The 12,047-nt window shown below is 61.6% G+C and carries 6 protein-coding genes; all 6 read right to left on the bottom strand.

Annotated elements, in window-relative coordinates:
- Nucleotides 1-10 precede the first annotated feature (10 nt).
- From NQ519_RS07185 to NQ519_RS07160, 6 genes are read right to left on the bottom strand one after another with little or no spacing between them, the layout of a single operon-like run.
- Nucleotides 11-2,413: an alpha-L-rhamnosidase-related protein gene (locus NQ519_RS07185; RefSeq protein ID WP_019151846.1), complete on the bottom strand. Its 2,403-nt coding sequence runs from the start codon at nucleotides 2,411-2,413 to the stop codon at nucleotides 11-13.
- Nucleotides 2,414-2,447: 34 nt separating this feature from the next.
- Nucleotides 2,448-4,796 (bottom strand): alpha-L-rhamnosidase-related protein, encoded by a 2,349-nt coding sequence (locus tag NQ519_RS07180; protein ID WP_019151847.1) that lies wholly within the window; start codon nucleotides 4,794-4,796, stop codon nucleotides 2,448-2,450.
- 11 nt (nucleotides 4,797-4,807) lie between these two features.
- Nucleotides 4,808-7,066, bottom strand: coding sequence for a beta-glucosidase BglX (gene bglX, locus NQ519_RS07175; protein WP_227901165.1), 2,259 nt, complete (start codon nucleotides 7,064-7,066; stop codon nucleotides 4,808-4,810).
- Between the two features lie 53 nt (nucleotides 7,067-7,119).
- On the bottom strand, nucleotides 7,120-7,395 hold the full coding sequence (locus tag NQ519_RS07170) for a hypothetical protein (protein ID WP_019151849.1): 276 nt from the start codon (nucleotides 7,393-7,395) through the stop codon (nucleotides 7,120-7,122).
- Nucleotides 7,358-8,812, bottom strand: coding sequence for a right-handed parallel beta-helix repeat-containing protein (locus NQ519_RS07165; protein WP_161603991.1), 1,455 nt, complete (start codon nucleotides 8,810-8,812; stop codon nucleotides 7,358-7,360). The genes NQ519_RS07170 and NQ519_RS07165 overlap by 38 nt, the downstream gene beginning before the upstream one ends.
- Before the next feature lie 23 nt (nucleotides 8,813-8,835).
- On the bottom strand, nucleotides 8,836-11,982 hold the full coding sequence (locus NQ519_RS07160) for a glycosyl hydrolase (RefSeq protein ID WP_026076745.1): 3,147 nt from the start codon (nucleotides 11,980-11,982) through the stop codon (nucleotides 8,836-8,838).
- Nucleotides 11,983-12,047 lie beyond the last annotated feature (65 nt).

Genomic DNA, 12,047 nt, shown 5'->3' with positions numbered 1-12,047 from the left:
GATCAAACCGTCACCGGACCGTCATCACCTGCCGGCCCTCTTTCAACGAATACTCCTTTCCCCTCCAGACAAATGTCCCGGCAACTCCCTCCGGCAGGTCGATCCGGGCCCGGAGACCGCCGCGGCCATCGGCCTCGTAATCGACGCCGATCTTCCCGGCCGGATGCGGAACAGCTCCCGAAACCCGCCTCAAATCGCCCAGAGAGGGTTCGATCCTCACCCGCCGGAATCCCGGGGCATCGGAATCTATACCCAGAATGATCCGGTAAAATTCGATGTTCGGACTGGCGCTCCACGCATGGCAGTCCGAACGCGAGGGCTCGGGCTGTTCGACCCAGGTGGTCAGCCCCAATGCGAGCTGGTCCCGCCAGATCCGCAGTCCGTCGAACAGCATGGCGCCGTTCCCGGTCAACTTCATCGCCTGCTGGAGATAATAGCGGAAAAAGACGCTGCACGGCATCACCGTCCGGTCGTCCGTTATCCGGTGCAGCAGCGCCGAGGCTTCCTCCCCCTCCACGACCCCGCAAAGGATCGCCAGCACGTTGACATGCTGGGAAAAATCGCTCCGGGAGAACGTATCGGCGAACATCCCTTTACGGGCGTCCCAGTATTTCGGGCGCATCGTGTCCGAAATGGCGTCCGCCAGTCCGGAATACTTTTCCGCGGCGGCGGGCGATCCGAATGCCGCTTCCATCCGCGATGCCGCACGCAAGGCGTAGACATACAGCAGGTCCTGAAATGCAGAATCGCCCTCCTCTTCCCGCCGCGGTTCGCCCAGCGGGGTTCCGCTCCAATCGGCGAAGAACCAATAGGGGATGCGCCTCAGGCTGAGATCGGGACGCAGGTATTGTTCGAACCATGAAAGAATGCTCCTCCAGGCAGGCAACAGCGTCCGCAAATACTCCTCGCCGCCCCGGTACATCCAATAATCGTGTCCCATGACAATCCACCACAGCGAAAACGACGGGATGAACTGATGCAGCGAAGAGGGATAACGGCTCATGGTGATGCCGTCGGGGACAAGCGAGCGCCGTCCCTGCTCCAACGCACAGCGAACCAGCCGGTCGTCCCGCGTATTGAACATCGTGATCATGGCCTGAATGCGCGCATCGCCGAAATATTGCAGCTGTTCGTAATAGGGGCAGTCCATGTAACTCTCGTGGGCGCACAGCCGGGCCGTCCGCCAGCCCGTTTCGAGGATCTCGTGCAGTACGGGGTCCTCCTCCGCCCGGAATTCGCTCTCCCGCCGCAGCGGGTACATCGAGGTCACGGCCCGGATGTCGTCGATCGTCAGCGGTTCGTCCGAGGTCCGGACACGGATTCGAAGATAGCGCCACGTCCGCCACCAAAGCGGCGAGAACATCCGCCCGGAAGCGCCATCGGCTACGATCACATCTTCATAACCGACGAAATGTTTGCCCTCCGTCCGGTCCCGGTTCCCTTTTATCCCGCGCACCGGGTCTTCGTACAACGCCTCGGCATAACCCAGCGAAATTTCCGCACCGCATCCGCCGCTGTAATGGAGAAGCGGATAGCCGGTTGTCAGCACCCGGTTGTCCAGCAACATTTCAGCCTCGGTGCGGGCGGGGACGGTAACGGGTGCGCGTTCCGCCGGGAATCGCCCGGGAATCGAGACGTTTTCGAACTGCCGGACGCAGGGGATGCGGACCGTATCGGTTTCCATCGGCGGAACCGGGCTCGGAACGAGTTGCCAGCCCGGATAATCGGCCGCCCCTTTCATGGCCGCGGCAATCCGCGCGACCGCCGGACGCCAATGCGACGCGTCATAGTCGGGACGCTCCCATCCCCAGGGATATTCCGCCACCACGACCCGTTCGCAGGCCCCGGCCGCATAATACCCGAACACGGGGCGTTCGTTCGGCGAATAGGCGTCATTGCGCAGGGCGCTCCATGACGCATCGGTGTTGACGACCTCCTCGCGCGGAGTATCGCCTTGCAGCAAGAACGCCGTTTTTCCGAAACTGATCTGGGCGAGCGGCCGTTTGTCGGCGAAATTCCACACGACGGCGGCAACCACGTTCCGCCCGGCGGTCAGACAGGGCGCCAGATCGACCGTTTCGAAGTTCCAGTTCAGCACATCGCCGCAGGCAGGCCCCGTCGAGACCGGAATCCCGTTGACGTAGAGCCGATAACGGCTGTCGGCCGAAACGTGCACGACAAATCTCCGGGGTGCCTCGGGCAGCCGGAATTCTTTCCGGAAATGACAAACGCCGTAGGTGCCGTCCTCCACGCCGGGTGCCGAGATCCACCAGGCCGACCACCGCCCCGAAAAGAGCCGGGGGTCGATCTCCGACTGCCGGTACCCCTCAAGCCGTATCTGGGCCCGAACGGGACATGCACAGACCAGCGGCAAACAACAGCAGGCCGCTTTCAGCAGAAAGGCCGGAAACATTCGCAAAAAAGCCATCTCACCAAATTGTTTTATTTCAAGATCCGGACACCGGCAGACCATCCGGCGCCGGATCGAACTCCGATTCGATTCGATAATCCCCGGAAGTCAGGCTCAGCTGGATACGTGCCGGTTTCCGGTATCTCTCCGCGACGCGCAGCTGACCGGCCGACGGAGATCGTCCGTCCACTCGCGGCCCGGCAGCTCCCTGCGGCAGCGTGACGACGGCCGTCGTGCCCTCCGGAACGATCACACGCAGCGAGAGCCGCGCCCCTTCGATCCGAAGCTCCTCTCCGACAATGCCCCTGACGGTCGGCACCCGGATCGAAACATCCCGAAAGGAAGCCGGGTCCGGTTCCACGCCGAATACGGAATAGCCCGGTTCCAACGGCCGGATGCCGCAAAGCTGTCCGGCGATGACGGTCAGCGCCCCGCCGCTCCAGGCATGGTTCGTCGTACCGCCTCCGTAGCCCTTTTCGCCGATGCCCCATCCTTCGAAAAGCGTCGTGCTGCCGGGATCATCGACCATATCGGCAAAACGCCGCGCGGTACGCTCCATCGCATAACGTCCGCATCCCATCCGAAACAGCGCCTCCATGACATATTTCTCCATATAGGGGCTGGCATGGAACTGCGTCCGGAAAATTTCGGACAGTTTTCCGTAATAAGACTCATCCGCAATGCCGGACAGCACGGCAAGAGCCTGAACCCGGTCGTCCGTGGAGCCGTGATACTCGGGATGCCGGAAGGCATTCCCGTCCCAGCAGCGGAGGAAACCCTCCTTCACCCGAACCATGAGCGCACGGTAATCCGCGGCATCTTCCGGCAGGCCCAGCGCAAGCGCCATATCGGCAGCCCCCTCCAGGGCCAGGCAATGCCATCCGGCGAAAATCAGCCGGATGTCGCGGTTATTGCCCCAGTCGCCCCAGGTCCAGCCCCCTTTCCGGAAAGCCGTCAGCCCCGTGTCGTCCGTCTTCCAAAGCGAGAGGTAGCGTTTCACGGCCGGGTAAACCCTCCGGATCGTCTCCAGATCCCCGGTATTCATGTAATAGTTCCAAAAACCGTAACGACCCACGGCCGCCAGCATCTGACCCGGGAGTTCCGAATCGTAATTACCCGCCGGAATCGGAGAGAACAACTCTCCTCCGGGCTTCTGCCACCCCGCCAGCTCCAGGATCGCCTTGCGCATCAGGGCATACGCCGATATCGAATAAGCGTAGAAACTCTCTCCCATCAGCACGACGACATCGCCCCACCATTGCGCGCGCTCCCGGTCGGGACAGTCGAAATAGTTGTCGCGCATATTGACATAGAGCGTGCGCAGGGCCTTTTGCCAGAACCGGTTGTAGAAATCGTCATCGCAGCGGAAGCTGCCCTGCGGCTCGGTATCATAGCCGGTTTCCCGATAGGCGACCCGCGTCAGCGCCACATGCTTCGGCAGGGTCAGCCGCAATTCCTGCCCGTTCATCCACCCGAGGGATTCATATTGCTGAACGCCCCGCCGCGTGACATACTCGGCCCGGATGTTGGACGTTCCGCCGGCAAAGGAGTGGTCGGTCGAGATGCCGACCGGACTTCCGCCTTGCGGATCGTCGAGCGTGATCACCGGGGTCATCTGCATGTTGTAGGGCAGCCGTACGATCACGCTGTCCGTCTTTCCGGCGGAAAACCGTTCGAAACGGGCCTCCCGCACCCCGAAATCCTTCCATTGCGGAATCGGGCGTTCGACCAGTCCGCCCCAGGGAGCGTCGCCCCGGCAGCCGATCTCCCGGGCATTCCGGAATCCTTCGAGATCGGACAGAGCCGCCGTCTGCCACGGCCCGATATCCCTCCGCGCATCGAAACGGATATTCGACTCGGCCAGCCGGAAGTTCGGACGGGGATCGCCCGTATCCCCGAAAGCCGGATGGATACGGCAAAGCCACAGAGAGTCGCTTCGCAGGGAAAAACGCTTTCCCGTCGCCGAAAACAACAGACCGGCGCGACCGCTGTCCTTATGGGAGAAGCCGTCTTTCCCGAAATGCCACAGCAATACCGCGATCCGGTTCGTCCCCTTGCGCAGGAAAGGGGCGATGTCCACCCGGTCGTAATACGTACTGCCGGGCGTCGGGCCCCGTTTCAGTCCCCCTTCGAAAACGACGCACTCGCCGTTGATCCACAGCCAGTATTTCGTATCGGCCGCAATGCACACCGGCGCGACCGCAGGCAACGCCTTCAGCTCCACATCGCGCCGGAACGCGATCCAGCTGTTCGGACAATCCGCCCCCTCCTCCGCCGTGCTGATCCAACGGGCGCCGGGACACTCCCGGAGCGAAGCGCCGGAGTTTTGCAGCGGCAGGAGCGCGAACAGGCAAAAAAGAGCCCGGATTTTCACGGAACGTCTCATTTTCAGTCCTTTTACAATGCGTTAAATACGGATTTACTCAGCCGGGCGCTATTCGGTCCGGCCATTACCTCGAACTCTCCCGGTTCGTAAACATACCGCAAATCGGGGGTATGGAATTTGAGCATCTCCGCGTCGATCGTAAAATCGACCCGCTGCGTCTCTCCGGGTTCCAGCCGTATTTTCCGGAACCCTTTCAGCTCTTTGACCGGCCGGGTGACCGACGCCATCCGATCACGGATATAAAGCTGCACGACCTCGCTGCCCGGACGCTCTCCCGTATTGGTCACCCGGATACTCGCCGTGATGCTCTCCCCGGGCGCCATCTGCGTCCGGTCCAGCTCCAGCTCCCCGTAGCGGAAATCGGTATAGCTCAGCCCGTATCCGAACGGATAGAGCGGCAGCACGGTTTCGTCGATATAACCGGTGACATAGGCGCGGATCGTCCCGGCCTCATCAGCCGGACGCCCCGTCGATTTGCAACTGTACCGCAGGGGAACCTGCCCGACCGTGCGGGGGAAGGTCATCGTCAGCCGTCCGCCGGGCTCCGCATTGCCGAACAGCACGTCGGCCACGGCCAATCCGGCCTCGGTTCCCGGGAACCAGACGTTCAGGATCGCATCCACATTCGCATCCTCCCACACGAGAGTCATCGGACGCCCCGCGAAAAGGACCAGCACGACCGGCTTTCCGATCCGTGTCAGTTTCTTCAGCAACGCCTTCTGGGCGTCCGGAATATCCAGACAGGCGCGTGAAGCCCCCTCGCCCGCCAGCTCGGCCGCTTCACCCATGACCGCCACGATCACGTCGGCCCGCCGGGCGACGGCAAGCGCCTCTGCTTCGAGCTGTGCGGCCGAACGGCCGTCACGGTCGAAATGCTTATAGGGCACGCCCCAATTCTGCGTTACCCGGTCTTCCATCTCCTTGTCGTAGGTCAGGTTGCTGCCCTTGGCATAGAGCAGTTCGACCCGGTCGCCGACGACGGTCCGCAGCCCTTCCAGCACGGAAACCGCGGAATACAGATCGGCTCCCATCGTCCAGGTTCCCAACATATTGGGCTTATTGTCGGCCAACGGACCGATCACGGCGACGGTTCCTCCGGGAGCGAGCGGCAGCAACCGGTCCTTGTTTTTCAGCAGCACGAAACTCTCGGCCGCGATCCGGCGAGCCTCGGCGCGATGCTCCGGCGTGAACACATCCGACCAGACCCGCGTCGTATCATGGTATTTATAGGGGTCGCCGAAAAGCCCCAGTCTGTATTTCGCCCGGAGTATCCGGCGGCACGCCCGATCGACCTCCTCCATCCGGACTTCGCCCGCATCGAGCGAGGCTTTCAGCGTGCCCCATAGCCCCTGGCTGGCCATGTCCATATCCAACCCGGCCCTGAGGCCGCGGGCCGAAACCTCTTGCAGATCCCCGATACCGTGCACGGTCATCTCCCGCACGGCATCCCAGTCCGAAACGACGAATCCATCGAAACCCCAGTCCCGCCGCAGCACATCGCCCAGCAGCCATTCGTTCGCGGCCGCAGGCACTCCCTCCACGTCGTTGAAGGCCGCCATCACGCTGCCGGCGCCAGCCTCGACGGCACTCCTGTAAGGCGGAAAATAGTCCGTATACATGCGTTGGCGGCTCATGTCCACCGAGTTGTAATCCCGGCCTCCCTCCGGAGCTCCGTACAAAGCGAAATGCTTGACGCAGGCCAGAATCTGGTCGTTCCGGGAAAGATCGCCCTGATAGCCCCTCACATAGGCCGCAGCGATCAGCGAGGCCAGATAAGGGTCCTCGCCGGAACCCTCTGCGACACGTCCCCAGCGCGGGTCGAACGAGATGTCCACCATCGGGCTGAAAGTCCAGTTCACGCCCTGGGCGCTCGCCTCGACAGCCGATATTCGGGCCGACCGTTCGATCGACTCCGGATTCCACGTGGCGGACAGTCCCAACGGTATCGGAAAAACGGTGTTGTACCCGTGTATCACGTCCATACCGAACAGCAGGGGTATTCCCAAACGGCTTTCCGTCACCGCGGCCTGTTGGAGTTCGAGCATCTTCGCCGGCGACATCACGTTCAGCAATGCGCCGATCTCCCCCTTGGCGATGCGGTCGCCCGTGGCCGACTCCGTCACCGGGCCGGTCATGGCAGAGCCGTCCACGGGCACCAGGTTCAGCTGCCCGATCTTTTCCTCCAACGTCATCTCGGAAAGCAGGCTATCGACGAACCGGTCCATCTCACGGTCTCCGCCGTCCGCTCCCGGATGCGAACATCCTGCCATACACAACCCCAGCAGTACGATACGCTTCAATCCTTTCATCACCTCAACCTTCGTCATTGAACCGGAACAAGAGCGATGTCATCCACGAAAACGGTTTTGTCCTCTTCGCTGAAACTTCGGATCTCGATCATCCGGACGCCCTCTTCGACCGTAAAGGGGTTGCTCTCATAAGCGGTGTAAGCCGTGGCATCGGCCGGAGAGAACATATCGCTCACCTGCCTGCCATCGACGTAAAACGCCATGCTCTGCCCCAACCCCGAATTCTCCCGGTAAGAGGCTTTGCAGGTCAGTTTATAGCTCCCGGCAGCCAGCGAAACCCACTGCGTCACATCGCTCGCCCCTTGCAGGAAAAGCACCTGCGAACCCTCCGGGGCCGGGGGGAGGGTTGAAGTCGCTCCCGTATCGCGCAACGCCCGAATTTCCGCGGAAGGTCCACACGCCGCCCATGGGACGGTGCTCGTATTTGCCGTATTCGAGGGCCGGCGACTCGAATCCCCCGTTCGCCACCGCCGGCGAACCGGTGTAGGCGGGAGCAATGACGAGCGGCGTTCCGTCGGCCAGTTTGTTGCCCTCGATGGTCACCGAAGGATCGGCCGTGGAAACGAACATCACCCCTTCGGGAAGATCGAACGTATTGTTGCGGATGACGCCGTAGTTGTTGTCGTCGAGATGGCTGAAATGAATCTCGAACCCGCGGGGCGAACGGGCGTTGCGGTGATTGTTCTCGAAACGGCAGTTCTCGATCGTACAATGGTCGTTCGCCTGCTCCGAACCGCCTCCGCTTTCGAAAAACATGATGGCGCATCCGGCATTGTCGTGCATATGGCAGTTCCGGATGACGACATTGCGGTTGTTCCGCTCGAAATCGATGCCCTCCCCGTCGGGGTCCGTTCCGAGCCGCTGCTGATAGGCGAACTCCGAATCGACGACCTCGTAGCCATCGACGATGCCGAGGAAGAGGCCGCAAGTTCCCTGCGGAGCCGGTTCCTGACCGCCGTAGAGGGATTTGCAGTTCTTCATGGTGCCGCCTTTGACACCGATGATCGAATAGCCTCCGTAATGGCAATTCTCCGCCTTACAATCGGTCACATCGATATTCGTTCCGCCCGAGACGGCAAACAGGTGCATGGTGTGCTCCGAGGTGCAGGAGACGATCTCGACATTGCGGTTGTGTTCCGCATTGAACCAGATGCCGACATAGGGCATGTCGGCCGTATGGATGTTCCTCATCACGATATCGCCGTGCGTCCCGCCGTCATTGATACCCATGACGAGGCCGTATCCCGTGCCGTTGGAGACCTCCAGATTCTCGACTACGAGATGATCCGAATTGTTAATCGTCAGAATGCTGCTCCCGGCGGGCGCCGTCGGCGCCGTCAGACGCGGTTTCGCCCCGTCGCCGTACGAAGAGATGACGATCGGCTTTTCGGCCGTTCCCGTGAACTTGGAATCGATCACCGTCACGCTGTTCCAGGTATCGCCCGATTTGAGCAGAATGCGGTCGCCCGGTTCGAATGTCCCCCGATTGATCCGGTCCAGGGTTTTCCAGGGAGCATCGGGAGAGGTCCCCGGATTCGAATCCGACCCGCGTGAATAACTGATATAGTAGGCCGGACCGGAACTCTCTCCGCCGCCCTCGTTACCGCCCTGGTTCCCTTCGTTCGGGCCCGGCACCGGTGTCTCTCCGCCGCATGCGGAGACAGTCAGCATGCAGCTGAGCATGCAAAAGATTTTTCTGAGTGTCATAATCATACGGTTTGTCATTCTATCTATTTTACGATCTCATAATCGAATTTCCCGACAACCACAGGGCCGAGCAGTCCGGAAGACTGCAACTCCGAAGATGCGGTCCACGGGTTGACGGGCGTCCAGGTCTTGCGTTGTTCGGGCGGCAGCCGCTGATCGCCGATCAACCGGTTCATCCAGTTGTTCGCAACCTCGACTTCCAGAACGTTCCGGCCCTCCCGGATCAGGCCGGAGACATCGACCCGGTAAGGAGGCGTCCACGTTCCCCCGGCACAAACTCCGTTCAGGAAGACCCGGCCCATGACCATCACCTTGCCCAGATCGACGCAGACAGACCCGGAACCCGTATTTTCGACCTCGAAAGCGGTCTCGTAACGGGCCGTTCCCGAGAAATAGCGGATACGGGGATCGTCCGACACGGTCCAGTCGCAGAGCGTATCGAGCACGACCGGGGCTTCGGGGGCCTCCAGCCCCTCGAAAGTCACTTTCCACGGCCCCTCGACCCGGGCCAGCACGGTCGCTTCGGGGAAATTCTCCGCGGATGACTGCCGGGCCTCTTTCGTCCGGTCGAAGACGATGAACGCACTGCCGTAAGGATCGAGTTCCAGCGGAACGGTCGTAACTCCGTCCTGCCGCGAGAACCCGGGCAGCCGGCGAACCACACCGGTCAGGGCATCCCACAGCTCCGGCACACCGTCCTCCGTCCGGAAAGCGGCTTCGAATACGACTTTCCGCTCCTGCTGGTTCGACAGAAAATAGATGTCGCCCTGCTCCGTCGTCCGGTGGATGAATCTGACATCCGTATTCTGCCCCTCGATGCGGCAGTCGGGCCGCATCGAAAGGGATGCGAACACCTCTTCCAGCGAACAGCCGTCGTTGAAGACACGCCCTTTGCCGTAAACGGCATATTTCGCAGCGGTCCCGGAATGCCACATCCGTTCCGCCGTCTCTTTCACCCGTTCATCCGCCCCGGGGTATCCGGCCAGACCGGGCGACCGATCCGGCGCCGGACCGAGCACGGTCAGACCGGCACGGACCATCCGTTCGATCGCATCGAGCAGTTCGGGACGCATGGTCCGGAGTTTCGGCAACACCAGCACGCGGTACTCCATCCCGCCGTCCAGCACGAGCCGTCCGTCACGCACCTTCGCATGTTTCAACAGCACCTCGGCATTGATATAATCGAACGAATAACCGTTCGGAAGCGCCGGATCGCACACACCCGTCATCTTCGGCGCATCCTCCCCGATAAAATAGGCCGCATCGGCCACGTAACGGCCCTGCTGCAACAGATAGCCGCACCGTTTGAGATAGTCGGTGAAGGCATCCAGCTGGCCGAACCAGGTGTTCTTCCGGTTGAATTCGTTGCCGAACCAGGAACTCATGCCCGGGAAGCGGTCCTCGTAGGGCTGATGGATGTAGACATGCAGCAGCGTACTGTTGATACCTTCGGTGAAGAAACGGTCGCCGCGCTGTTTCATCCGGTAAGGATAGCGGCTGAAACCCTGCAATCCCGCGGTGAACGATTCGGCCCAGACACGGCGTTTTCCGTAAATGTGCGCGCAGGACGAGGCCGCACGGTTCTCGATGTCGCCCAGCGAGCCCTCGCTCCAAAACTCCCCGGCCACCTCGTCGGACTGCCCGCCGTATTGCAAAAATTCGCCCGGGAATCCCCAATGGCCGTAATTCTCCAGCCAGGTCGTCAGTCCGTGTTTATGACACTCCTCCCGCAGTCCGCCCACGTAATCGTAGGAAACCCGGTCGGCGATAAGCCGCCGAAGGTCCCACAGAAACCGATCGGAAATGTCCTGACTTCCTACGACCGTCCCGTGCAGCACCGGCAGGTAAGGAACGGGGTCGTAACCGTAGATCTCCTCGAAACGCTCCGCCATATCGTCGGTCCAGTTCTGTCCTCCGGTCTCGTAGCTGTCCTGCACGACCACCTTGAATGTCCGGCGGTCCTCCGGCGGAATACGGCGCAGTATCTCCCCGATGAAGGCGTCGAAATGGCTCGCCACATGCTTCCGGCTCATTTTGTCGATTTCGAGGCCCAGCCCTTCGGGACTGGCCGGGCCGTTCGTCACGGTCGTGGAGCGCATGGCCAGCCGCTCCACCTGCCATTTTCCGGCAGGGACCTCCCAACGCAGCGTCCCGCCGTCAAAATGCGCGGTAATGTCCGTCACCGCGGCCGGATCGACCGGCAGCGACGCCTGCACGGCGGGCTGCTGTTCCCAAAGATAATCGTGCCACATGGGAAGCGGCGTCTGAAACATCTTCGCAAGCGTCTTTTCCGGGAACCGCTCCACCTGCGGCAGCGAGGAGAGCGTAGCCTCGGCGGCAAAACCGCCCGGAGCCGGAATGACCAGCCGGTAATTCGCCGAAAGCGTTTCGGGCAGGGAGATCACAACCGGCGCCAGAGGATCGAATCCCACGTTCATCTGCAAATTGCTCCGGTCGATGGAGAAGCGTTTCAGCAACTTCCATCCCCCATCCTCCCGGCAGTACAATTCGGCCGATGTCAGGACAGGCCGGTCCACCCGGATCGTAAGGCTGCGCATCGGCTGCGTCCCCGACACGCTCCAGTCCAGGCGCATTTCCCTGCCATCGACCTTCACGACCCGTTTCGTATCGCTCTCGGCAGCCTCGGGGAGCGGGTAGGCGATGACCCGGACATCCTCCGCGTCGGCGCCCGCCTCCGGAAGCGGGCCCTCGAACAGCGCCGGACCTTCGACGACGGTCCGCGCCGACGCCAGATAACGCATGCTCTGCTGCGGCCCGACCCACGGACCGCCCGACTGGCTCCATCCCGGACTGTTGAAGATACCGATCTCGATACCGAGTTCCCCGGCCCGTTTCAGCGCGGCATGCATCACGCGCCACCACTCCGGCGAAAAGAGCGGATGCTCCCCGTAGGGTTGGTCGCCGATGCCGATGTTGCCGATGAAGGCGCGGTTGATACCCGCCTCCTTCATGGATTCGAGATCCCTGACCGCCCCCTCTTCGGAGATGTTGTCCGACACCCAGTACCAGTATACCGCCAGCGGCGTTTCATCGGGCACGTTCCGGAATGATTCCCGCATCCGGGCCATCGAAGGGGTGTCGCAGGCCGCTTCGCGGCATGAAACCGAAAAGGCCGCCACAGCCAGCAGCAACAATGAGATTCGCTTCATAACAATATTACATTTGCAGGTCAGATCGCCCCCGAAGGGCTATCAAAATTAACGACATTATCCGG

This window comes from Alistipes senegalensis JC50 (genome assembly GCF_025145645.1).
In the GTDB taxonomy this organism is placed as follows: domain Bacteria; phylum Bacteroidota; class Bacteroidia; order Bacteroidales; family Rikenellaceae; genus Alistipes; species Alistipes senegalensis.
Note: the sequence above shows the minus strand (reverse complement) of the source record. Positions and strands in the feature narration are given on the sequence as shown.

Excerpts from the sequence above, each read along its gene's own strand:
- bglX (WP_227901165.1), bottom strand. The coding sequence starts at position 7,066 with ATGGCAGGATGTTCGCATCCGGGAGCGGACGGCGGAGACCGTGAGATG.
- NQ519_RS07165 (WP_161603991.1), bottom strand. The coding sequence starts at position 8,812 with ATGACACTCAGAAAAATCTTTTGCATGCTCAGCTGCATGCTGACTGTC.
- NQ519_RS07160 (WP_026076745.1), bottom strand. The coding sequence starts at position 11,982 with ATGAAGCGAATCTCATTGTTGCTGCTGGCTGTGGCGGCCTTTTCGGTT.
- NQ519_RS07180 (WP_019151847.1), bottom strand. The coding sequence starts at position 4,796 with ATGAGACGTTCCGTGAAAATCCGGGCTCTTTTTTGCCTGTTCGCGCTC.
- NQ519_RS07185 (WP_019151846.1), bottom strand. The coding sequence starts at position 2,413 with ATGTTTCCGGCCTTTCTGCTGAAAGCGGCCTGCTGTTGTTTGCCGCTG.